The sequence below is a fragment of the Peribacillus phoenicis genome, from assembly GCF_047238085.1.
GTDB lineage: Bacteria > Bacillota > Bacilli > Bacillales > DSM-1321 > Peribacillus.
Genome location: NZ_JBDFMF010000001.1, coordinates 200,844 through 223,264, shown reverse-complemented (window position 1 = coordinate 223,264; position 22,421 = coordinate 200,844). Strand labels below are relative to the sequence as shown.

Sequence of the window (22,421 nt, the reverse complement as noted above, 5' to 3'; positions counted from 1 at the left end):
AAAAGGGACATTACGTTTAAAAACCTTTGAAAACATTGCTGTCATCGCAATTACGGTGGCAGCTTTCATATTTTATCCAGAGAAATGACGTTGATTATCTTTCTCAATTATATATCATACAAATGATAATCTATATCATTTACACAAAATAGAAAAGAATGTGGGAGGGAATCTTATGACTACAGATACTAAACATTTAACCCAACCGGCTTCATGCCAAACCACTTGGTTGGAAAAAGCAAAACCTCATCTAGAACTTATTGCTGCATTATTCAGCGGTTTATTAATAGTGTTGGGCTGGGCCCTTTCAAAGAACGGAATGGAGTCCACTTCCATCGTCATATACTTAGCTTCTTTCTTGATTGGCGGATATGCCAAGGCAAAAGAAGGAATAGAAGATACGATTGCCGACCGGGAATTGAATGTTGAGATGCTGATGATTTTTGCGGCCATCGGTTCTGCGGTTATCGGTTACTGGACGGAAGGTGCCATATTGATTTTCATCTTCGCTTTAAGCGGTGCCCTTGAGACATACACGATGAATAAAAGCCATAAAGAAATTTCGGCACTTATGGACTTACAGCCTGAGGAAGCACTGCGTATCACTAACGGATATGAAGAAACCGTATCCGTTTCACAGCTGCATGTCGGGGATCAGATTTTAGTGAAACCAGGTGAGAGAGTTCCTTCAGATGGAAAAATCACGGACGGCCGTACCAATATCGATGAAGCCGCCATCACTGGTGAATCCATACCGGTCAGCAAATCATTGGATGATGAAGTATTTGCCGGAACGGTTAATCTCCGTGGTACGATTACCGTGGAAATCACCAAACCAGCAAGTGAAACATTATTTCAAAAAATAATCACTCTCGTTCAATCCGCACAAAGTGAAAAGTCCCCTTCCCAGCTGTTCATTGAACGGTTTGAAGGGACTTATGTAAAAGTGGTATTGACCGTTGTCGGCTTGATGATGTTCGTACCCCATTTCATATTGGGGTGGAGCTGGACCGAAACATTCTACAGAGCGATGATCCTGCTCGTTGTCGCTTCACCTTGTGCCCTTGTGGCCTCTATTATGCCAGCTACGCTTTCTGCCATTTCAAATGGTGCTCGTCATGGCATTTTATTTAAAGGCGGCATCCATCTTGAGAATCTAGGTAACCTTCAGGCAATTGCTTTAGATAAAACCGGTACATTGACAAAAGGAAAACCGGAGGTAACGGATGTCATTATCCGCGAAGATTTAAACGAAGATGATTTCTTATTTCATATTGCATCTGTTGAAAATTATTCGAACCACCCTTTGGCAACATCGATCGTACGTTATGCCAAAACGAAATTGCAAAGAGACATCATTAAACCGGATAACATGGAAGATATCTCAGGCAATGGGGTTCAAGCATACATCAATGGCGTGCTTTGGAAAGTCGGAAAGGCTGATTTCGTCGGTCGCAGTGAAGCAGAACGATTCCAAAATGGCATTGCACTGACATTGGCTGAACAAGGTAAGACAATCGTTTATGCAAAGGATGATCAAGGGATTGCCGGTATTCTCACTTTGAAAGATGTCGTGCGTGAAGAAACCATTACAGCCATCGAAGCTTTGAAAAATGAGGGCATCCATACCGTCATGCTGACAGGCGATGGTGAAAAAACGGCTAAAGCGATTGCGTCGGAAAGCCATATTGATGCATATATTGCCGAATGCCTGCCAGAAACCAAAGTGACTGAAGTAAAAAGGCTGAAAGAACATTTTGGCACTGTAGCAATGGTTGGGGATGGCATCAATGATGCACCTGCTCTGGCAACGGCATCTGTGGGAATTGCAATGGGTGAAGGCACGGATGTTGCTTTGGAGACAGCGGATGTTGTTCTGATGAAGAATGACCTGCCACGCATCGCGGAAGCAGTCAAATTATCCAAGAAGATGAATCGAATCATCAAACAAAACGTCATCTTTTCAATTTCGGTGATCATGATCCTGATCGCATCCAATTTCCTTCAATTCCTTGACCTTCCATACGGCGTCATTGGACATGAAGGAAGCACAATTCTCGTTATACTGAACAGCTTAAGACTTTTGAGAAACTAAGCATGAAAAAGGAGCCCTCCAAGGCTCCCTTTTTTTATGATCATTTCATTTAGTGATATCCGTTCTTACCATTTGCAGAACCAGATGTTTTATGGTTCGAACCTTTATTTTTTCCTTTTTGCTTTGTGCTGCCATCCTTTTTACTCATGAAAGAACTCCTCCTCTTCAAAAGTTGTTATTTCTTGAATAGTATCTGCAGCATGATTGTCCGCTATTACGGGAACTCCAGGAAGCTCATGCACATTCTGGTTTTTGCCTTTCACTTACGAGCGCATTTATTTCCCCGCCCAGTATGATGATGAGCCCCGATAAATAAAACCAGACCATTAATACGATGATCCCTCCAAGGCTTCCATATGTTGCAGAATAATTAGCGAAGTTCTCCACATAAAAAGAAAACAAAAAGGAAACAAGACTCCATCCTGCCGTTGCAAAGATAGCACCGGGCAGTACGGTTATGCATTTCAGCTTTATGTTGGGGGCAATCCAATAAAGGATAGTGAACACAATTAAAAATACAAGCGTACTTATCACCCAGCGAAGCTGGTTCCAAACCGTAAGAAACTCATCGGATTGTCCAATTTCGGCAAATAGGAATACTCCGATCTGTTTTCCGAATACCGGCAGCAATAAAACGACAATAAAAACAAAAATCATCGCTAAAGTGAGAAGAATCGACATTCCCCGGGAAATAAAGAAAGTTCGACTTTCTTTTACATCGTATGCATGGTTAAATGCTTTAATGATTGCATTCATCCCATTCGATGCCGACCATATCGTTCCGATGACACCAAACGACAATAAAGTCCCATTCGCTTCCATTACTTCAGATAGGTTGGCCTCAATGATTTTCATCGAATCGTCAGGCGCATATGTACGGACCGTATTTAATATATCTTCTTGGGAAAATGGCAGATAGGCCAATAAAGTGAATAAAAAAATAAGTAACGGAAACAGGGAAAGTAAGAAGAAATAAGACAGCTGTGCGGCAAGCCCCGACACATCATCCATCTGTAACCGTTTTATGAAAGTCTTGAAGAATGAGCCTTTCAGCCATTCTTTTTTATTGGCCATACCTCCACCCCATTTTCTAATTTAAGGAAATCCGTTCATGGTGACTTGAAGAAGACTCATCTTGCTCTGCAGCAAAAACTTCCTTCGTCTCCATCACCACTTGGGCAACTTGCGATGGAATATCTTTCATTTCCTCCACCTTTTGGGAAATGAAGGATACATCATCGGAAATTTTTTCAACAGTGGAACGGACCTTTGATGATGTTTCACGTACTTGTGTAAGCACCCCATTGGGATTCTTCACGAATTCCTTCATATTACTCATGCAGCTTTTACTGTTTTCCAATACAGAATTACGCGTATCCTTGTCAAAAAGGCTTATCGCAGCCCCTGCTAACGCCCCAATAAAGACCGCTTGCATAAATTTACTTTTCTTGTCACACTTATATTCTTCTCGAATGTTGCTCATATATTCTCCTCCTCGTCATATATTAGTTGATGGATAATGGTAGCTATCTCCATTATACAATGTTTAAAAAAGTTTTTTCCTATCTTTTCCCAAACTCCCTCAGTTTAAAACGTGGAGATGACCAAGTATATTGGGGATCAAGCTTCGTAATATTCATTGACTTCCAGCGGTAATCATGCAAAGATGAAAATAATTTAGGAACGTAGAAAGGATGAGGGAAATGGATTTAACGCAAAACACAGCCGAAAGTGTCGAGTTTATGATCGAAGCAATCAAGGATAAATTAAAAGTGATGAACTTCGGTGCAATCAAATCAACCCATTTTGATATCGAAATGTACGAAGAACTGCATGATATTTATACAATGGTGATGAAAAAAACGAATTTCAGTGTCCGTGAAATGGAAGCCATCGCCGAAGAACTTGGAAGACTGCGTAATAAGTAACATTCAAATCCTCCCATACCGGTGAGGATTTTTTTCATTTTTAAAATAATTCTGCTACATTTGATATAGAAATTGAAAACCGACAGGAGTTGTAAGCATGGTAGAAAGAAGAACACCCATCAGTATTGAAGAAGCAGTTGAAAAAGTGATGAAGCATAAATTAATAGGACATGTGGAACTGATTCCCCTCAAGGAAAGCCAAGACCGTTTTTTGGCTCAAGATATTGTTGCTACAAATGATGTTCCGCATTTTAACCGCTCTCCATATGATGGATTTGCCCTCAGGTCCAAGGATACGGCAGAAGGTTCCATAAATAACCCTCTTGAGTTCGAAGTGGTTGAAGAACTGGCTGCGGGGATGGTATCGACTATCCCTGTACAAAAAAATCAAGTGGCGAGAATCATGACTGGAGCTCAGATGCCAGCTGAGTGTGATGCCGTAATCATGCTCGAGCTCACAAAGGAATTCGAAAAGGACGGAAAGAAGTACATATCATTTAAACGCTCACTTAAGGAAGGCGAAAACGTATCTTTTCAAGGAGAGGATGCAAAGAAAGGCGATGTTCTTGTAAAAAAAGGAACAGCGATCAATCCTGGGATCATCGGCTTGCTGGCAACATTCGGATATGCCGAAGTCCCAGTTGCCAAGAAACCTGTCGTCGGATTATTCGCTACAGGTTCGGAACTTCTTGATGTTAACGAACCGTTGCAGCCTGGGAAAATCCGCAACAGCAATTCACATGCCATCTCCGCCCAAATTCAGAGGGCCGGAGGAGAAGTCCGCTTTTATGGAAAGCTTAAGGACGAATTCGAATTAAGCTACGAGGCCATTTTAACTGCCTTGAAGGAAGTGGATTTGCTCATTACAACTGGAGGGGTTTCTGTCGGTGATTTTGACCTTCTCCCGGATATTTATCAAAAAATGGGTGCTGAAGTCTTATTCAACAAAGTGGCCATGCGCCCCGGCAGCGTGACGACCGTAGCGGTATATAATAACAAATTTTTATTCGGCTTATCAGGCAATCCCTCCGCCAGTTATGTCGGCTTTGAACTATTTGCAAGACCGATCATCCGCACCATGCTGTTTTCGGAACATCCGCATTTACGGAAAGAGACGGCCCAATTGGCAGAGGACTTCTTAAAGCCCAATCCATTCTCACGTCTGCTTCGGACCCGATTATTTTATGAATCCGGCCAGTTGAAGGTAATTCCCAGCGGTGTGGATAAATCCAATATTACAACAAGCTTGGCAGGTGCCAATTCACTGACCGTCTTACCTGGGGGGACCCGTGGTTTCCAAACGGGAGATCTCGTGGACATCCTGCTCCTCGATGACCAAGAAGGATGCAAATGGCCTTGGTGAAGCCCTTTATTTTTCAGGTGGTTGGCTATCAAAATAGAGGAAAAACAACCTTTATAACGAATATTATCAAAAAGCTGCGCAAAGCCAAATTAGAGACAGCCGTTTTAAAACATCATGGACATGGCGGAAAACCGGATGTTAACGGTATGAAGGATTCCAATAAACACTTTCAGGCTGGGGCGGCAGCTTCACTTGTTGAAGGTGATGGAACAATCGAGCTGCTCGGGAATTTCAAGGGGGAAGCCCCTATCACTGAGCTGATTCAATTACTGTGTCTATTCCTCCCTGATGTGATTTTAATTGAGGGTTATAAGCAAGAGGACTTTCCTAAGGTCATTTTAATCAAGGAAGAAAGTGACCTCGTGTTATTGGAACGGCTTACTAATGTCAAAGCAGCGGTGGCTTGGCCCGAATGTCTTGAACGAACCAGGAATCATGCTTCAGTACCTGTCTTCCCTTTGGATTTGGATTCGGATTCATTCATTACATGGTTTTTAGAACAAATATGAAGGAGGGCACAATGTTCATTCAATTTCCCATAGAAAAACGCCGCAAGATGATCGAAAGTATCCAAGAATATGTATATCAGGAACATGGCAAGGAAATCGGTGAAATCGCTGCTGAAAATCACTTGCAGTTCATTTTCGAAAATATTGCTCCATTTATATATAATGAAGGTATCAAAGATGCTAAGAAAGTCATTGAGGACAGATTAGGAAATATCGAAGAAGATTTGTATTCATTGGAACGGCCAATTGATTAACATGAAAAACAGCATCATAATCGATGCTGTTTTTTCATGTTCATTGTTCGGTCAGAATAAGCGGACCGTTTTTCGTAATGGCAATCGTATGCTCATATTGAGCCGAGTATTTCCCATCTGCAGTGGATGCCGTCCATCCATTCGGATCCCGGCTTGCTTTATATGTACCTACGTTTACCATTGGTTCGATGGTGAATACCATGCCCTCCTTAAGACGCGGACCTTTATTCGGCAGTCCATAATGCGGAACCTGCGGCTCTTCATGAATGACACTTCCTATCCCGTGGCCGATGAAATCACGAACGACAGAAAAGCCTTCCGCCTCGACATATGTTTGTATGGCATGACCAATATCTCCAATCCGATTGCCTTCCACACATACTTCAATCGCCTTATATAAAGATTCCTTCGTCACATGAACCAAATGCTCGGTTTCCTTTGAAACCTTACCGACCGTATACGTCCAGGCAGAATCGGCAAGGGCCCCGTTATAATTGACGACCATATCAATCGTTACGATATCTCCATTTTTCAAAGGGGTCTTACGAGGGAAACCATGACAGATTTCTTCATTTATGCTGGCACATGTCGCATACTCATACCCTTTGTAACCCTTTTGTTCCGGCTTCGCACCATGTGTTGTTAAGAATCCTTCAACAAATTCTTCTATTTCCCATGTTGTCACCCCAGGAACAATCAACTTAGCAATCTCCCTATGACAAGCTGCCAAAATTTTACCCGATTCATGCATCGCTTGAATTTCACGTGCAGATTTTAATACGATCAATCGTGACACTTCCTTTTTTATTCGTCTCTCCTTTTATTTTACTGCAAAGATGAAAGTATATGAATCCTTTAAAATGAAAAATCCCGGCAGCTGCCGGGATTTTTCATTATTTCAATAGATTGAGCGATTCCCGGTTAAATGCCGGAAGATCTTCAGGTGTCCTGCTGGTTACTAGCTGGTTGCCGCAAACCACAACCTCCTTGTCCAAATATGTGGCACCTGCATATTCCATATCGACTTTAATGGATGTATATCCTGTTGCGTGGCGCCCTTCAAGTGTTTTGGCTGTAATCAGCAACTGCGGTCCATGACAGATCGCAAATACAGGCTTTTTATCATCCATGAACGATTTGGCGAAAGATACGAAGCGTTCGTCAGCACGCAGCTGATCAGGCGAGAACCCACCGGGGATGAATAATGCATCAAAATTTTCCGGTTTCACTGAGTCGATGCTTTCGTCAATCTCGACTTCTACCTCCCCTTGTTTTCCTTTAACAGTTTTCCCTTTTATCATTTCAATCGTCGTTACCGTATGGCCGGCTTCTTCAAATGCCCTTGCCGGTTCACTATACTCCGAGTCCTCAAACATATTCGTTACTACACATGCGATATTTTTACCCATAATAATTCATCTCCTCAATTTTTGATTGAATGAACCTACTTTGCACTTTATTCATGTTCCCTCTGTTACCATAAATAAAACACATAATTAATGTTAGTGCTATATTTAGCCTATTCCCAAAGCAAATCAATGTTTAGGATACTGGCCAACAACGTGTATCGCATTGATGATTCTTTTATTGATCCATTTCCTGTTTTCTTCTGTATTCAAATTTCCAAATATCCTTTTCCGCCCTTCTTCCGTGGTTACATAGTAATTAGGCAGGTTATTCAATGATAATGTGATGATGTCATTTTTACATTTACCGCATGAACAAAATGTTTGGTATTCCATACCTGACATTAAAACCTGCACCCAAGTCACAACGATTTCTTCCATCACATTTGTATATTCTCTTTCCATATAATCTCCTTAAAAAAGAAAAACCCGTCCATTCCTGACAGGTTTTCACTCATTTATCGCTGTCCGTGGAACAATTAGGATTTCAACTCTCCGGTTTTTCGCCCTTCCTTTTTTCGTTTCATTGGAAGCAACCGGCTTGAATTCCCCATGTCCTTTAGCGCTGAACATTTCGGGATCCAACTCTTTATTTTCGAGGAGAAGTTTCATAAAATTCACGGATCGCATCACGCTCAGATCCCAGTTGGATTCATACTGGTGATTCTTTATAGGAATATTATCGGTATGTCCGCTTACGATAATGTTTCTGGGTAAATCCATGACCAGCAAATCCGAGATTTCCTTAGCGATTTTTCGGTTTTCACTTCTCACCTCAGCCACACCCGATTCGAACAGCACGTTTTCCCTTATTGAAATCAACATGCCTTCATCCGTAAGGTTCGTTCCCAATTTATCCGTTAAATCATTCTTTTGAATGTAGGCATTTACACGCTCCTGAACTTCCGTAAGTTCTTCTTGCTCGTTTTTCCCTAGCTTCTCAAGATCTTCCGCACCTGTTCTTTGTTCTGGTGACGTTGGCTCATTGCTGGGGGAATCACTTGGAAAATCCATAAAACCCGTTCCGCTTGTAAAAACCTGGTTAAATACATTGGACAACTGCTGGAACCTTACTGCATCAACCGAACTTGATGCGAACAAGACGATAAAAAGCGCGAGAAGCAATGTTAAGATATCGGCATAGGGAACCAGCCATGATTCATCGATATGCTCTTCATGCCTTTGTTTCTTTTTGCGCCTAGCCATCTTCTCTCACATCGCCTTCTAACCACTTTTTACGATCTCCAGCAGGCAAATATGATGTTAATTTCTGTTCAATCGTTCGCGGCGCTTCCCCTTCGATGATCGATAAAATCCCTTCTATCATCATTTCTTTGATTCGAACTTCCTGCTGCGACTTCCGTTTTAGCTTATTGGCAAATGGATGCCATAACACATACCCCGTGTAAATCCCCATCAAGGTTGCGACGAACGCTGCAGATATGGCATGTCCCAAAGCCTCAGTGTCGGCCATATTACCCAATGCAGCAATAAGCCCGATTACGGCACCCAATACACCCAGCGTCGGTGCGTATGTACCGGCTTGACTGAAAATCGCTGCCGCGCTTAGATGACGTTCTTCCATCGCATCTATTTCCTCTGCTAAAATATCACGAATATAATCGGCACTCTGACCTTCGACTGCAAGATTCAAGCCATTTTTCAAAAAAGTATTATCCACTTGATCCGAAATGCTTTCCAATGCCAATAAGCCTTCTTTCCTGGCAATGACCGCCCATTCAGAAAAGGTTTTTATTAAATCTTCAGGCTTTGTCAATTTTTGTTCAAAGAATAAAATCTTGAATATTTTTGGTAGTCTTTTTAATTCCGACAAAGGGAAAGCCGTTACGACAGCAGCTATCGTCCCTACAATAATGATCAAAATAGCCGCCGGGTTAATCAGCGCCGTTACACTAACGCCTTTCAACACCATTCCGACCAAGATGGCCACGATACCCAGAACTACGCCCAAAACTGATGTTATATCCATAATACTCACCCATTCATTTAAAGTCTCGTCTCCTCCTTATATCGGATGAAGTTTAAAAAAAGTGAGGATTATTTTACTATTCGATTTCAATTTTCACTAAATCATCACAAATCCACCAACTTTATTGCCTAGATGAGCTTAACCAACAGTACATTTCAATGGTTTGGGTACAATATTTTTTCGAGAATGGAATCACCAGCCTATTCTGTACGAAATTATCTCAATGCGTCTGGAATATGGGCATTTACTCGTGAGTTTTGGCAGTTTACTCGTGAATTTTGACGGTTTACTCGTGAGTTTCGGACTTTTACTCGTGAATTTTGGCGGTTTACTCGTGAATTTCAGCATTTTACTCGTGAGTTTCAGCGGTTTACTCGTGAGTTTCACACTTTTACTCGTGAGTTCCGCTTAACGCCAAAAGGACAAAGCCTGTCAGCTTTGTCCCTGTTTTTGTTTCCCATGGTTTCTTCCGGCCAGCCATTTTATGATGGGTGATAGAAAAAATAAAATGAATAAGATCCTGAATAAATGAAAGCTTGTGACAACGGATAAATCCACATGAACAGACATGGCTGTGACTGCCATTTCGGCGACGCCGCCTGGCGCCATGCTCAAAAATAATTCGTTCGCCTGTAAAGATAGGATTGGGGCAAACTGAATGGAAAGATAATAGCAAAATCCAATCAATAGGACATTACTGACGAATACCGCCCCGAACATCTTTCTGAAAAGTCGGGGGTTATCAACCTTCAGTGTGTAGCCTAAATGTGCTCCGATCAACAATTGCGACAAGTTCAACCAAAAGTCAGGAATCTGCGGGGCACCTGGGCCTGCTAAATTGAATAGTGTTGCTGCCATAAGAGGTCCTAGCAAAAAAGGGAGCGGAAAATTGGCTTTCTTTGTGATGAAGATGAATATCAGCAATGTTACCAACATCATGAGTGCTAATTTCCCATCATATTCAAATAAAAAAAACGGCCGCTCCGATACTGCCATTACCGCACCTGATTGAACTGACATTACATGGGTCACAATCCAAGGAACAATGGATATCACCAGGATGACCCGCAGAGTTTGCATGAAACCTACAACCGTTTCATCGCTATCCTTCATTTCCTCACTTAAGACCACCATCTGGGAAAGGCCTCCCGGAAAACTGCCAAGCATCGATGTGCCCAAGGATAAGTTCATACGCTTTCCGACAAACCAGCCAGTCAACACTGTAAATGAAATGATTGCAATTGTCGTAAAAAGCATAACAGGCAGATATTCAATCATCTCATTTAGCGATTGTTTCGTGAATGAACTGCCCAGTTGTAAACCTAGAATGACCAATCCAGTACTTCTAAAGGTTTTAGACCAATACAAGTACTTCCTTAACTTCACTTTAGCAATCATCACGACGAATAATGGTCCAAGCATCCATGGCAGGTATATTCCAAGGCTATCAAACGCATAACCGCCCAGGAAAGCTAGAAAAGCTGTAAAGATTACTCTAAAACTCTTACTCTCGATTAAATTTACACTCACAAAATTACCTTCTTTATTTAAGCGGATTTTCATCTTTATCTTAACATAAAAAAGTCGGATTCAAAGCTGCACCCACGCTTGTTTTCACCATTCCAACGTCAGGATGCCAATTGGACATTGGCCGTTCTTGGCGAGCCTCCCTCACCAGTGCATTTATATATTTCATCATGTTTTCGCTCTATGAAAGTAACAGCACGGCACTTCCACTATTTACTAGATTTCCCACCCCCACAAATTCGCTATAAAAGGTAGAATGAGTATATAGGGGTCAAACTCTTATGGAGGGGTGACTAGATGTTATCAAATACAGAAATAGGCATTGACTTAGGAACTGCAAATACGCTAGTTTACAGTAAAAATAAAGGAATCGTATTTAATGAGCCATCTGTGGTGGCCATTGATATAGAGACTAATAAAGTATTGGCAGTCGGTGTGGATGCAAAAAACATGATCGGGAAAACACCTGGAAATATTGTGGCAATCCGTCCGCTTAAGGATGGTGTCATTGCGGATTTTGATGTGACCGCGCAAATGCTTCGGGAAATCATGAAAAAAGCAAGTAAGGCCCTAGGATTATCGATTCGCAAACCTAGTGTAGTGGTCTGTACACCATCAGGTTCCACATCAGTTGAGAGAAGGGCCATTCAGGATGCAGTCAAAAGCTGCGGAGCGAAACAGGTCCACCTTATCGAGGAACCTGTAGCAGCAGCAATAGGTGCGGGCTTGCCTGTCGAAGAGCCAGTTGCCAATGTCATCGTTGATATCGGCGGCGGAACGACTGAGGTCGCAATCATCTCTTATGGCGGCGTCGTTTCTTGCAATTCAATCAGAATTGGCGGAGATCAATTGGATGAAGATATCAGCCAATATGTCAGAAAAAAACATAATGTGCTGATTGGGGAAAGAACAGCCGAGGAAATAAAAAAAGAAATCGGCTACGCACTCGTTAAACATTCTGTGATCACCATGGAAGTCAGGGGCCGCGATCTTGTAACGGGTCTTCCAAAGCCTATTACAATATCATCCACTGACGTTCAGGAAGCCATCCAGGAATCGCTTCTTCATATATTGGAAGCAATCAGGGCCACTTTGGAAGATTGCCCTCCTGAATTGAGCGGGGATATCGTCGATCAAGGTGTCATCTTATCCGGCGGGGGTGCACTTCTCAACGGGGTACAAGAATGGCTGACGAATGAAATCGTCGTCCCAGTCCAACTTGCAGATAACCCGCTTGAATCAGTTGCCATCGGAACCGGGCTTTCACTTGAGGTCATTCACAAATTACAAAAAGCCGTATACTAGAAATAAATGGCTGTCTTTGAACTGCACCCCAATTGTTAGACAACATCTAACAATTGGAGGTGCAGTTTTTTTTCCTAAATATACGATAGACCAAAAATCAAACGCAGTTTTAGATTACTTAGAAGGAAAAAAACCAAGAAAGACATCAGGTTTATCCCCTCTGAAAAGATGGGTCGCTATCTAAAATATGGAATGGAAGGACTTGTTTCATCCTATACAAAATTACACTTGATGCGAGCACCTTGGTTACGTAATTCTAAGGTGATACGCCTATCCCCATAGCGCCGTCCTCCAGCAACCTTTTTTGCGTATCCAATACAAAGAAAAAAAGACCTCAACATTTAAGTTGAGACTCTTTCATGCTTTGTAAAGGTATATAGGATTCACCCTTATTTTATTATCAAGGAAAACTCCCATTTGTTAATCTTCCAATTCTCGAATTCTTAAGCCTTCAATATCCTTAATCCTAGAAGCTTCGGTATCATTTTCAGGATATATAAAGCATTGTTTTTCATGCGAAGAAGTAGCCAAACCAAAACTTTCCTTGTTTAAAAAAATGACAAATCTTCAGGTAAATTTGGCATTTCCCACTCATAAAGCGATTTTGTAATCAATATTATAATTTTCTTTGCATTCTCGTCAGCGTGAAAATAATAAACATTTGCTGTTTGATCATCACCAAGAGTGGTACTAGCCCATGTTGACTCGCATCTCAATTCTATTAATGATGCTTTTAACTTATTTATTATTTCTTCTAACCCTCGTATCGAACCCATATCGTTTCTAACAACTAGATGAAACTCATCACACACATCAAAGCATAAATCAAGCTGTTCTAAATATACTCGATTTTTTGGATTTCCTTCAATGCTTAACATCTTATCCCTCCCTTCGTCATCAATTACTTTTACACCGTTTACTTCTACGTAAAGGATTAATTCCTTGCACCGTTTCTTCATTTTCCTTTGCGGCAATTATGCTTGCAATTGGAGTTCCATGACCATATAAATCAAATCTTTTGTATAATTTTTTTATTAATTACGTCATATTTAGCAACAATTTGTCCATTTAAACCAGGTTACTGATCATTAATAACGCTGTCTAAGATTGCGTCTTTTTTAGGCTTATCATAAATAATGATATTAGACACATAGCCCAGATTTCTAACACTCAACATCATTAAATTTCACCTTAATTTCTTTACTACTAAAATCGTATGCTGATAAATAACATAGTGATTATGTAAAAGATTGTTTTTTTCATGGTTATACCTCAACTCGATAGACTTGATTTATCTGCGTTACAACCACTTCCTTTAATACATCTGTTGTTCATTAACTTACAATCATTATTCACCATGAATTTTAAAATAAAATTAAATATTCAAACATCGTTTCACCATTTATTTCTTTATACTATTATTCTTTTCTGAAACAGAACATTTCAAAATTGAGACGTAAATTGTGGATATTTACGATACTATAGTCCTTGTTAAAAACGGAAAGGTGTAATTATTAAAAACTAAATTATTTTCAGTTTCAGTGATATGTATATTATCAATTATAATAGCAATGCCCTCTTTTGCTTTTGCAGCAACTAATGCTTATAGCTTTACAATGAATCTTCGTATAGTTGATGGAAGTAAAAACGGGCAATATTTTAAATTAAATAAAGGAACTGCAATTTTACGATAGGAGTCTCTAAAATGGTTTATCATTTCAGCGGTTGGATTCTTAACAGTTTTATAATTTTATATATCATTTTGGCACTAATACTAAAATTAATTTTCAAAAAAAGTTATACCTATCTTTTATTCTATACAATTATGTATGTTTATTTATGTAATGTTATAAACCTCACTCAATTTCCCATTTATGTAGATGATGATCAAAGAGAAGCATTTGGGGGGCAAAATGTTTGGAGAGAAATGAATTTAATCCCATTTAAATATGAATTTACCAAATTGAGCTTTTTTAATATTTTAATGACTGTCCCACTAGGCTTTGGATTACCCTTCTTATTTAGAGCCTCATTTAAGAAAATTTTAATAGCTGGTGTATTAACTGGAATAATTCTCGAATCAGGTCAACTACTAACAGCTTTATATGCAGGATATACTTTTAGATTTGTTGATATTGATGATGTAATCTTTAATATATCAGGGACATTATTAGGATACTTCATTTTATTTAAGTTATTTAAATTAACGTTTCATATCCTTGTGAGAAAGTGGCATATAAAGTTTAATTCCATAGTTAAACATATCAATAATACATAATAACGATTTATCCTGTGAAAAACGCCATTTCAAATCGTTATCCGACTACACAGACGGGTATGATGAAGCATCATCAGCGGGTCTCTATTTGGCATGAGAATTCAAGGAGCAACAGCCATTTTCGCAGTCAACCTCAAACGAATTTCCACGAAAATCAAAGCAGAAAAGTAACTAAATATGAAAGAAATAGATCACTTCCTGTTCATTATCGTACAGGAAGTGATCTATTTTTGTTGAAAAAACAATAACTCATTCAAAACCGTTAGTTTTTCAGCAGCCTCGCTGAAAGCCGATGCGGCTCCCGTACCGCCTCTGGAAAGCTTAGTGCCTCTCGTTACAACCACGCCCACATTGTACAAGCCAAAAAAAATGTAGACAAACCCCTTTTTGCTTTTAAAAGAAACTGATATATTTTCACTTGATTGTGTAGAGAATAAGAAAAAGCTTTTTTTGGTTCAACAGTACTTTGCTTTTTGGTGAAGCCTTAATAGGACTTAATGCATGCAATGTTACATAACTTGTGATATAATGTAATTATGTTACATTGGCAAGAGGAGAAGATCTATGGAATATGTAGAAGCCTTTAAGGATATCAATCAAATCAGCAAAATAAAAACATACTTACGCTCTCACTCCAGTCGGGATTATTTATTGTTTGTACTCGGCATCAATACAGGTATGAAGATAAATGAAATGCTCGAAATCACCGTCGCCAGCGTTCTGGATGAAACGGGCAAAATCAAGGAGTTCTATGAGCAGCGGACGGAAAATGACGAATTCAACCAAATTTATTTGAACCTGAAAGTCCGTACCGCCTTACAAGAATACCTTAAAGGCTCGAAGGTTATCGAAGGTCAATTTTTATTTCTTTCCCCTAAGACAAAAAAGCCGATCACACGTCAACAGGCGCACCGAATCATCCATGATGCTGTGGAAGGTGCAGGGCTGACAGGCAAATTCGGAGCAAGTTCGATGCGTAAAACTTTTGGCTACCATGCCTATAAACAAGGAGTATCACTGGCATTGATACAGAAGCATTACCATCATTCCAGTCCATCGGAGACATTAAAATACATCGGCATATCAAAGGAGAAGAAATTCAAGACGAATATTGACGTTAACTTATAAACATTCTGCTATCTTCTATTAACTATAACCAACATTTTAAGGAGGAATTCCAGTGAGAATTAGAGAAAGTGAACTTCCTGGTATTGGCCAAAAATTCGAAATCATAACGAGAAATGATGAAAAGTTAGTAATCGTCATTCATGATGACGGCCGTCGGGAATTATACCATTTTGATAATGAACATGAGGACGTCATATCGAGCATCACCCTTAACGATCAGGAATCACGGCAAATGGCTTCCATCATTGGTGGCATGGTTTATAAACCGCAAGCACTTGAAACGATTGAAATGTCATTGGGTGACTTGGTGATTGAATGGTTCAAAGTCGAACCAGGTTCAAAGGCCATCAATCAAACGATCGGTTCGATTGATATCAGGAGCAATTATAACGTGACCGTCATCGCCCATTCTAAAAAAGGAAAAAAACAACTGAATAATCCTGGTCCTGACTCCATCATCGAAACAGGCGACACCCTTGTGATATCCGGTGAAAGAAAAGATATCCGAAACCTCACAAGAGAATTATTGACCGACGAAAGGAGTGACTAAGCTCATATGGACCATTTAGTCTTTGAAGTGGGAACTGCCCTTCTTCTAGTGGCATTAGCCGCTCTCGTAGCAGGTAAATTCAAAATATCGAATGTTCCACTATTAATTATCATCGGGATGCTCGTTGGCCCCCATGCCCCGCACTTCGGATTAATTGACCTGCGTTTCATCGAAAGCGATGAAATCATAGCATTCCTCGGTCGGGTCGGTATTTTATTCCTTCTGTTTTACCTAGGGCTTGAATTTTCCGTCAAAAAGCTTATGAAATCCGGGAAAAATATCGTGACAGGCGGAACCTATTACATTTTAATCAACGTAGGAATGGCCTTGCTGTACGGTTTCCTGCTCGGTCTTCCATTGAAAGAGGTTCTGATATTAACCGGGATCATCAGTTTTTCTTCAAGTGCCATTGTGGCAAAGGTGCTTGTGGACCTTAAAAGGACCGGTAACAATGAAACGGAGCTAATCCTTGGCATCATCATGTTTGAAGATATCTTCCTCGCTGTTTATTTATCAGTCGTATCCGGATTGGTATTAAGCTCTTCTGGTTCCGTTTGGGGAACATTACTTTCTACATTTATCGCGATTGGGTATATGCTGATATTTTTCGTTATCGCCCGGAAAGCATCTGGGGTCCTTAACAAATTATTCAATATCTCCTCCGATGAGATTTTTATCATCGTCGTGTTCGCATTACTATTCTTCATTGCCGGTTTCTCGGAAACGATTCATGTTGCGGAAGCCATTGGTGCATTACTGCTCGGCCTAGTCTTTTCTGAAACGGAACATAGCGACAGGATCGAGAAACTTGTCATTCCCTTTCGAGACTTCTTCGGGGCCATATTTTTCTTCAGCTTTGGCTTGAGTATCGATCCGACAACCCTTGGCGGAGCTGTCTGGATGGTTCTTGGAGCCGTCATCATCACCATCATCGGTAACTTTGCAGCTGGTATGATCGCTGGACTCAAATCCGGTTTATCTCACAGAGCTTCCGCAAACATCGGTTTAACGATCGTTTCACGCGGCGAATTCTCCATCATTTTAGCCAACTTAGGCATTGCAGGCGGTTTAATGCCTATACTAACCCCGTTTGCGGCACTTTATGTTTTAACCTTAGCGATTCTTGGGCCAGTCCTTACCAAAGAATCCAAACACATCTATAATATCCTAAATAAAGTATTCAAATGGACCCCTCCGAAGGTTCAGAAGGAACAGGGAAAAGAAGTGCAATAGAGAAAAGCTGCCAGACAGCAATGTCTGGCAGCTTTTCTGTTTACCTTTATAAATTCACTTAATTAGCTATTATACTTGTTTTAAAGAGGGCATAAAATCATACCTAGCAGTAGTGTTGGCATTATTGATAGGCTTGAAGTATCGAATGCTTATCAGTTAGTCGCTTGCTGTACGAATCTTCAATCCTGATTTTCCCTGGCATGTTACTCGCCTTTCCCCGTAAAAAAAGCATTGAAAAAAGAACTGGCTAAGGTTGGTCATCCCATCATTCCGGCATATCATTGTCACAAGCTTTTACAAGTGCCCGGATTAGAGCTTTCAATTTCTTTTCTTTTGAGGATTAACTTATATGAACAGAGGGAAAAGAAGCAATAACCTAAGTAACTATTCAGGAGTGATGCCCAGATGAATAAGTCGATAAAATTTTCAAAGAAACTGATTAAAGAAATAAAGGAAGATCGTGTGACCGGGCTGGCAGCAGAACAAGCTTATTACTATCTACTGGCACTATTCCCTTTGCTCATTTTACTGCTGTCCTTATTACCTTATCTGAACATCGATATTCAGACTGCCCTGGACACGATAAAAACCTTCATGCCTGCGGAAACGATGGAAGTCATCGAGAAAAATATCATTAACATATTATCTGAACGGAACGGCGGCTTACTGACTTTTGGTTTCCTTGGCACCATATGGTCCGCTTCCAATGGAATGAATGCGTTCATCCATTCCATGAATATTGCCTATGATGTTGAAGAAACAAGGAATTTCATTAAAGCCCGCTTCATCTCCATTGTATTGACATTAGGCCTGGTTGTGGCATTCATCGTCATGTTGGGTCTCCCCGTCTTCGGAAAAGTGATCATCGATTTATTACAGCAAGTCATTCCGATCCCTGAAGAAACGCAAATAATATTCAGCTTATTACGGTGGGTTATCGCGGTTGTGGTCATATCACTTGTCCTGACCTTTTTATATCGCTTTGCACCGAATAAAAGTTTTCCCATTAAACATGTCATCCCTGGGGCAGTGACCGCAACTGTACTTTGGCTGGGAATCTCACTTGGATTTTCATTCTATGTCAGTAATTTTGCCAACTATTCTTCTACTTACGGCAGTTTAGGAGGCGTCATCATCTTGATGCTATGGCTGTATTTGAGTGGTCTGATTTTTGTGATCGGCGGAGAAATCAATGCAATTCTCCATCGCCAAAACTCCATTCCAATTAAACCATCCCGCACTATTGTCCATCCTGTCCCGCTTAAAAGGTAAAAACATGAATTACGACAAAAGATAGAAAAGCGGCTGTCCCATTCGGACAGCCGCTTTCTTATTCATCCCTTATTGACAAACTCTTCATATCTTTCATCATGGGCCAGCCATGCCGCGTATTTCCGCTTCATGTATTTTTCCGCTTCCGTAAATGTATCGAATGTTTTTTTCTGTTGTTTTCCGTTGATTTCAACGATCCATTGCTCTTCTTCATCTTCATAAATGAATATGTCCTGTTTGTCTCTCGTTGAATATAGGCAGCCCTCTGGGGATTCCTTTACATTCAGTTGATTCTTATGTGCGTCTCGTTTAAGGGGCTCGGCAAAGAAGGTCTTTTCGACATATTGGCTATATGCCTTTTCGGACATGGTACAACCTGCCGCTTTTTGGTGGCCGCCCCCATCGTACTTGCCAGCAACTTCAGAAACATCAATATCGTCGTGAATTGTCCGGAAGCTGATTCTTTTACTTCCAACCATCAGGATCGCTATATAATCAAGATGCGAGAACTCTTTCGACAGTTCATTACCCAATTCTGAGTGATATGACTCTGCATGGACCACACCAGCTGTATGGGGACCGACCGTAGCCTGATAGACTTCTCTTTTTTTCCTGTTTATGTACCGATCTACCCGACTCTCTTCAACATTCAGAAGGGTCTGCTCCACTTCGTCAAAAACAAAACTTTCAGCCGTCGACAGCTTATTTGCGATTTTCATTTCGAATTCCTCTATCGGAATCATGAAAAACAGGTCATTCAATCGTTTTGCCGTTGTATTTTTATTGACTTCCCATTCCCAAGTATCGTATTGTCGGACCAATTCAACGAATTCAGCGACAATGCTTGAAGGTTCCAGGTATTTATTTTCAACTGCATACTGATAGAATAATGATGTCGCTGCCGTCTGTTTACCATCTTCCTGTTCGACAGTTACAGATGCCCAATCATGTTCGTTCAAATGCAATGCTGACTTATGATGATCAATCAGCAGAGCTTTGCCTCCATCTTCCACAAACTGAGTAATCATTTTTTCGTTATCTTCATCAACCGATAGATCAGTAACGATCAATGTATCTTCAAGCTTGGCTTGCTCAAGAAATGCTCCTACGTTCTGATTGAGGCGACCAATTGAATTATAACTTACCACTACTTCTTCTCCGAAGGCCAACTTAGCTATAATGCCGCAGCCGACTCCATCTAAATCATTATGTGTAAAGAGATGGTACACACAAACCCCTCCTAGTAACTAATAAATTTACTTTTCCCTAAAGACATGAATTTCAATTGCAATCTTTACAATTGTAGCATAATCATATCCGCATATTTTATCATGCTTCCATTGCGTGATGCTTTTGTTCGTTTTTTTTTTGAAAAATTCCCTAATGATTCTTTATTTTCCATAATTTATACGTATATATAAGGAAAACACATTACTTTGAAACCGAGATATTTTCATTAAAGGGATTTCGGTGAGTGTCGATGAGCAGCATTTCCTAATCGATCAATGGCTAGGAACTTTACGAACTTTAAAGAATTGCTTAATGGTTTAAGAAGGGCTGACTCAATCAGACCCAAGATCCAGTACATCAAAAAAAGCCGCAGGAATGTTATTCCATGCGGCTTCCTTATGTGAAATCACTGTTCTATCAATTTTCCAAGGTTGGCCATTTCAATGGCACTAACGGCCGCTTCATAGCCTTTGTTACCTGATTTTGTTCCAGCACGTTCAATGGCTTGTTCAATATTTTCAGTTGTCAGCAAACCGAAGATAACCGGTACACCCGTTTCCAAGGAAACGGAAGCCATGCCTTTAGCTGCTTCATTACAGACATAATCATAATGTGAAGTGGCACCCCTGATTACCGTTCCAAGACCGATTACCGCATCATATTTACCTGTATTCACAAGTTTCTTAGCAATTAACGGAAGTTCAAAAGCACCCGGGACCCAAGCGATGTCAACATCATTCTCATCTACGCCATGACGCTTAAGACCATCCAATGCCCCTCCTAAAAGCTTACTTGTGATAAACTCATTAAATCTTCCTACCACAATGCCGACTTTCAATCCTGATCCGATTAATTGTGCTTCAATAGTTTTCCCCATGTCCAATTCCTCCTAATTTTTAAAAACAATATTATTTTTTGTTCTGTTAAGATGTAATTCCTTAAATCCTCAAGCTTTAGGGATGTTCAGTTCAAGCTCCTGTTTCCCGATCGTATCATTTTGTTGAAGATAGCGAATCAAATCGGCTATCGTAATGAATTTCAGATTGAATTTATCAGCGATGACTTCTAAATCGGATACCCGGGCCATCGATCCATCTTCATTCATGATTTCACAAATGACACCAGCTGGAGCGGCACCGCATAACTTCGCCAAGTCCACCGATGCCTCTGTATGTCCTGCCCTCCTTAATACGCCACCTTCTTTTGCGACTATCGGGAAAGTGTGACCAGGCCTTTGGAAATCTTCAGCGACCGAATCTTCATTAAGAAGCTCAAGGATGGTCAAGGACCTTTCAAAAGCACTGATTCCTGTAGAGGTGCTTTTATGATCGACACTTACCGTAAAAGCAGTGCCATGATGATCGGTATTTTCTCCTACCATAGGATGCAGTTTCAATTTCGCTGCCAGTTCTTCAGTGATGGTTGTACAAATCAAACCACGTCCATGAGTCGCCATGAAATTAATCGCTTCCGGTGTCGCCTTTTCGGCCAGCACTACAAAATCCCCTTCATTTTCACGGTCTTCATCATCGGATACGATTACTACCTTGCCAGCCTTCAAATCTTCTATCGCTTCTTCTATTGTATGGAACATCATTACACCGCCCTTTTATTAGAATCCATGCTCTGCCAAAAACTCTAAATTCAGTCCTGGTTTTGGATTGCCATTTTTCATTTGATGTATTATATATTTCCCTATCATGTCGTTTTCGATGTTAACAATATCGCCAGCCGCTTTTTGTCCCAATATGGTGTCCTGATGAGTCAATGGAATCAGTGATACAGTCAATAGGTTCCTTTCGATCCCAAATATCGTCAAGCTCGTTCCATCAATGGCCACGGAGCCTTTTGGAATGCAAAAGGCACTGAGCCCCTCTTCCAATTGGATTACATAATATACGGCATTTTCTTTCCGTTCTTTTTTTATGATCGTTCCGGTTCCGTCGATATGACCTGAAACAAAATGACCGCCAAACCTTCCCTGTGCACTCATGGCTCGTTCAAGATTCACAGGTGATCCCAATTTCAATGTCCGGATCGAGGAAGCTTTGACCGTTTCCGGCATCACGTCGACCGTAAACAAACTTTTCGTGAAGGACGTTACCGTTAAGCAGACCCCGTTTACTGAAATACTATCCCCCAGATGAACATCTTGAAGGATTTTTTCAGAACGAATCGATAACTCCATACTGCTTTTTCCTTTTTTCATGGAATGTACGGTACCGATATCCTCAATGATTCCCGTAAACATGTTTTTCCCCCTTTTATAAAATATAAAAAACCCCTTAGGATGACCTAAGGAGTTAGCAGGAGAAATGAGTGAAAAAAATTGTATACCTAAAAAGCCTAATAT

General features: G+C 40.6%; 23 protein-coding genes and 1 pseudogene. 11 read left to right on the top strand and 13 right to left on the bottom strand.

Annotated features, from left to right (window positions below):
* Positions 1-175 precede the first annotated feature (175 nt).
* A complete protein-coding gene (locus ABC374_RS01090; RefSeq protein WP_350301156.1) occupies positions 176-2,095 on the top strand; it encodes a heavy metal translocating P-type ATPase in 1,920 nt (639 codons plus the stop codon).
* A gap of 234 nt (positions 2,096-2,329) precedes the next feature.
* Here the strand turns inward: ABC374_RS01090 and ABC374_RS01085 are convergent, their stop codons facing one another.
* A complete protein-coding gene (locus ABC374_RS01085; protein WP_350301155.1) occupies positions 2,330-3,169 on the bottom strand; it encodes a YihY/virulence factor BrkB family protein in 840 nt (279 codons plus the stop codon).
* A 16-nt stretch (positions 3,170-3,185) separates the two neighbouring features.
* On the bottom strand, positions 3,186-3,578 hold the full coding sequence (locus tag ABC374_RS01080; RefSeq protein ID WP_350301154.1) for a YtxH domain-containing protein: 393 nt from the start codon (positions 3,576-3,578) through the stop codon (positions 3,186-3,188).
* A gap of 220 nt (positions 3,579-3,798) precedes the next feature.
* Here ABC374_RS01080 and ABC374_RS01075 point away from each other — a divergent pair, with 220 nt between their 5' ends.
* The 4 genes from ABC374_RS01075 to ABC374_RS01060 all read left to right on the top strand — a co-directional run bounded on the left by ABC374_RS01075 (position 3,799) and on the right by ABC374_RS01060 (position 6,149).
* Positions 3,799-4,023 carry a DUF1128 domain-containing protein gene (locus tag ABC374_RS01075; RefSeq protein ID WP_034305672.1) on the top strand — a complete coding sequence of 75 codons (225 nt, stop codon included), beginning with the start codon at positions 3,799-3,801 and terminating at the stop codon, positions 4,021-4,023.
* Between the two features lie 97 nt (positions 4,024-4,120).
* Entirely contained in the window at positions 4,121-5,386 is a 1,266-nt protein-coding gene (locus ABC374_RS01070) for a molybdopterin molybdotransferase MoeA (RefSeq protein WP_413015306.1), read from the top strand.
* Positions 5,374-5,895, top strand: coding sequence for a molybdopterin-guanine dinucleotide biosynthesis protein B (gene mobB / locus ABC374_RS01065; protein ID WP_413015304.1), 522 nt, complete (start codon positions 5,374-5,376; stop codon positions 5,893-5,895). Before ABC374_RS01070 ends, mobB begins: the two co-directional genes overlap by 13 nt.
* Positions 5,896-5,906: 11 nt before the next feature.
* Positions 5,907-6,149: a DUF2164 domain-containing protein gene (locus tag ABC374_RS01060; protein ID WP_063234700.1), complete on the top strand. Its 243-nt coding sequence runs from the start codon at positions 5,907-5,909 to the stop codon at positions 6,147-6,149.
* A gap of 40 nt (positions 6,150-6,189) precedes the next feature.
* On the opposite strand, the gene map is transcribed toward ABC374_RS01060, so the two are convergent.
* The 6 genes from map to ABC374_RS01030 all read right to left on the bottom strand — a co-directional run bounded on the left by map (position 6,190) and on the right by ABC374_RS01030 (position 11,075).
* Positions 6,190-6,936, bottom strand: a complete 747-nt coding sequence (map, locus tag ABC374_RS01055; protein ID WP_413015302.1) for a type I methionyl aminopeptidase — start codon at positions 6,934-6,936, stop codon at positions 6,190-6,192.
* 106 nt (positions 6,937-7,042) lie between these two features.
* Positions 7,043-7,558: a type 1 glutamine amidotransferase domain-containing protein gene (locus tag ABC374_RS01050; RefSeq protein WP_350301150.1), complete on the bottom strand. Its 516-nt coding sequence runs from the start codon at positions 7,556-7,558 to the stop codon at positions 7,043-7,045.
* Between the two features lie 126 nt (positions 7,559-7,684).
* Positions 7,685-7,960 (bottom strand): late competence development ComFB family protein, encoded by a 276-nt coding sequence (locus ABC374_RS01045; protein WP_230177842.1) that lies wholly within the window; start codon positions 7,958-7,960, stop codon positions 7,685-7,687.
* A 45-nt stretch (positions 7,961-8,005) separates the two neighbouring features.
* Complete coding sequence (gene motB, locus ABC374_RS01040) at positions 8,006-8,761, bottom strand: flagellar motor protein MotB (protein WP_350301149.1); 756 nt, start codon at positions 8,759-8,761, stop codon at positions 8,006-8,008.
* The gene (gene motA, locus ABC374_RS01035; RefSeq protein ID WP_101224885.1) at positions 8,754-9,545 is read right to left on the bottom strand and encodes a flagellar motor stator protein MotA; all 792 of its coding nucleotides are present in this window, start codon (positions 9,543-9,545) and stop codon (positions 8,754-8,756) included. The genes motB and motA overlap by 8 nt, the downstream gene beginning before the upstream one ends.
* A 432-nt stretch (positions 9,546-9,977) precedes the next feature.
* Positions 9,978-11,075 (bottom strand): AbrB family transcriptional regulator, encoded by a 1,098-nt coding sequence (locus ABC374_RS01030; RefSeq protein ID WP_413015299.1) that lies wholly within the window; start codon positions 11,073-11,075, stop codon positions 9,978-9,980.
* A gap of 294 nt (positions 11,076-11,369) precedes the next feature.
* Between ABC374_RS01030 and mreBH the strand changes: the two genes are divergently transcribed.
* Positions 11,370-12,377 carry a rod-share determining protein MreBH gene (gene mreBH / locus ABC374_RS01025; RefSeq protein WP_350301146.1) on the top strand — a complete coding sequence of 336 codons (1,008 nt, stop codon included), beginning with the start codon at positions 11,370-11,372 and terminating at the stop codon, positions 12,375-12,377.
* A gap of 548 nt (positions 12,378-12,925) precedes the next feature.
* On the opposite strand, the gene ABC374_RS01020 is transcribed toward mreBH, so the two are convergent.
* Positions 12,926-13,255 carry a stage III sporulation protein AH gene (locus ABC374_RS01020; protein ID WP_413015296.1) on the bottom strand — a complete coding sequence of 110 codons (330 nt, stop codon included), beginning with the start codon at positions 13,253-13,255 and terminating at the stop codon, positions 12,926-12,928.
* An 827-nt stretch (positions 13,256-14,082) separates the two neighbouring features.
* On the opposite strand from ABC374_RS01020, the gene ABC374_RS01015 reads away from it, so the two are divergent.
* The 5 genes from ABC374_RS01015 to ABC374_RS00995 all read left to right on the top strand — a co-directional run bounded on the left by ABC374_RS01015 (position 14,083) and on the right by ABC374_RS00995 (position 18,838).
* The gene (locus ABC374_RS01015; protein WP_413015295.1) at positions 14,083-14,655 is read left to right on the top strand and encodes a VanZ family protein; all 573 of its coding nucleotides are present in this window, start codon (positions 14,083-14,085) and stop codon (positions 14,653-14,655) included.
* A gap of 564 nt (positions 14,656-15,219) precedes the next feature.
* Positions 15,220-15,783 (top strand): tyrosine-type recombinase/integrase, encoded by a 564-nt coding sequence (locus tag ABC374_RS01010; protein ID WP_350301143.1) that lies wholly within the window; start codon positions 15,220-15,222, stop codon positions 15,781-15,783.
* Positions 15,784-15,835: 52 nt separating this feature from the next.
* Positions 15,836-16,333, top strand: coding sequence for a cation:proton antiporter regulatory subunit (locus ABC374_RS01005; protein ID WP_137017835.1), 498 nt, complete (start codon positions 15,836-15,838; stop codon positions 16,331-16,333).
* Positions 16,334-16,339: 6 nt separating this feature from the next.
* Entirely contained in the window at positions 16,340-17,566 is a 1,227-nt protein-coding gene (locus ABC374_RS01000; protein ID WP_413015292.1) for a cation:proton antiporter, read from the top strand.
* Between the two features lie 405 nt (positions 17,567-17,971).
* Positions 17,972-18,838 carry a YihY/virulence factor BrkB family protein gene (locus ABC374_RS00995; protein WP_350301141.1) on the top strand — a complete coding sequence of 289 codons (867 nt, stop codon included), beginning with the start codon at positions 17,972-17,974 and terminating at the stop codon, positions 18,836-18,838.
* A 62-nt stretch (positions 18,839-18,900) separates the two neighbouring features.
* On the opposite strand, the gene ABC374_RS00990 is transcribed toward ABC374_RS00995, so the two are convergent.
* From ABC374_RS00990 to ribE, 4 genes and pseudogenes are all read right to left on the bottom strand, one after another.
* Positions 18,901-20,067: a DHH family phosphoesterase gene (locus ABC374_RS00990; RefSeq protein ID WP_413015289.1), complete on the bottom strand. Its 1,167-nt coding sequence runs from the start codon at positions 20,065-20,067 to the stop codon at positions 18,901-18,903.
* Positions 20,068-20,474: 407 nt separating this feature from the next.
* Positions 20,475-20,945: a 6,7-dimethyl-8-ribityllumazine synthase gene (ribH, locus tag ABC374_RS00985; protein WP_048685088.1), complete on the bottom strand. Its 471-nt coding sequence runs from the start codon at positions 20,943-20,945 to the stop codon at positions 20,475-20,477.
* A 78-nt stretch (positions 20,946-21,023) separates the two neighbouring features.
* Positions 21,024-21,662, bottom strand: a pseudogene (gene ribB / locus ABC374_RS00980) (3,4-dihydroxy-2-butanone-4-phosphate synthase); the annotation flags it as partial.
* A gap of 18 nt (positions 21,663-21,680) precedes the next feature.
* Entirely contained in the window at positions 21,681-22,319 is a 639-nt protein-coding gene (gene ribE / locus ABC374_RS00975) for a riboflavin synthase (RefSeq protein WP_413015287.1), read from the bottom strand.
* Positions 22,320-22,421: the final 102 nt, after the last annotated feature.

Bases quoted from the DNA above. Each gene is read 5' to 3' on its own strand.
- ABC374_RS01020 (WP_413015296.1), bottom strand. From the start codon at position 13,255: ATGTTAAGCATTGAAGGAAATCCAAAAAATCGAGTATATTTAGAACAG.
- ABC374_RS01045 (WP_230177842.1), bottom strand. From the start codon at position 7,960: ATGGAAAGAGAATATACAAATGTGATGGAAGAAATCGTTGTGACTTGG.
- ABC374_RS01015 (WP_413015295.1), top strand. From the start codon at position 14,083: ATGGTTTATCATTTCAGCGGTTGGATTCTTAACAGTTTTATAATTTTA.
- ABC374_RS01000 (WP_413015292.1), top strand. From the start codon at position 16,340: ATGGACCATTTAGTCTTTGAAGTGGGAACTGCCCTTCTTCTAGTGGCA.
- ABC374_RS01075 (WP_034305672.1), top strand. From the start codon at position 3,799: ATGGATTTAACGCAAAACACAGCCGAAAGTGTCGAGTTTATGATCGAA.
- ABC374_RS01090 (WP_350301156.1), top strand. From the start codon at position 176: ATGACTACAGATACTAAACATTTAACCCAACCGGCTTCATGCCAAACC.
- mobB (WP_413015304.1), top strand. From the start codon at position 5,374: ATGGCCTTGGTGAAGCCCTTTATTTTTCAGGTGGTTGGCTATCAAAAT.
- ABC374_RS01070 (WP_413015306.1), top strand. From the start codon at position 4,121: ATGGTAGAAAGAAGAACACCCATCAGTATTGAAGAAGCAGTTGAAAAA.
- ABC374_RS01010 (WP_350301143.1), top strand. From the start codon at position 15,220: ATGGAATATGTAGAAGCCTTTAAGGATATCAATCAAATCAGCAAAATA.
- ABC374_RS01050 (WP_350301150.1), bottom strand. From the start codon at position 7,558: ATGGGTAAAAATATCGCATGTGTAGTAACGAATATGTTTGAGGACTCG.
- ribE (WP_413015287.1), bottom strand. From the start codon at position 22,319: ATGTTTACGGGAATCATTGAGGATATCGGTACCGTACATTCCATGAAA.
- ribH (WP_048685088.1), bottom strand. From the start codon at position 20,945: ATGGGGAAAACTATTGAAGCACAATTAATCGGATCAGGATTGAAAGTC.
- ABC374_RS00995 (WP_350301141.1), top strand. From the start codon at position 17,972: ATGAATAAGTCGATAAAATTTTCAAAGAAACTGATTAAAGAAATAAAG.
- ABC374_RS01060 (WP_063234700.1), top strand. From the start codon at position 5,907: ATGTTCATTCAATTTCCCATAGAAAAACGCCGCAAGATGATCGAAAGT.
- motA (WP_101224885.1), bottom strand. From the start codon at position 9,545: ATGGATATAACATCAGTTTTGGGCGTAGTTCTGGGTATCGTGGCCATC.
- motB (WP_350301149.1), bottom strand. From the start codon at position 8,761: ATGGCTAGGCGCAAAAAGAAACAAAGGCATGAAGAGCATATCGATGAA.
- ABC374_RS01085 (WP_350301155.1), bottom strand. From the start codon at position 3,169: ATGGCCAATAAAAAAGAATGGCTGAAAGGCTCATTCTTCAAGACTTTC.
- ABC374_RS01080 (WP_350301154.1), bottom strand. From the start codon at position 3,578: ATGAGCAACATTCGAGAAGAATATAAGTGTGACAAGAAAAGTAAATTT.
- mreBH (WP_350301146.1), top strand. From the start codon at position 11,370: ATGTTATCAAATACAGAAATAGGCATTGACTTAGGAACTGCAAATACG.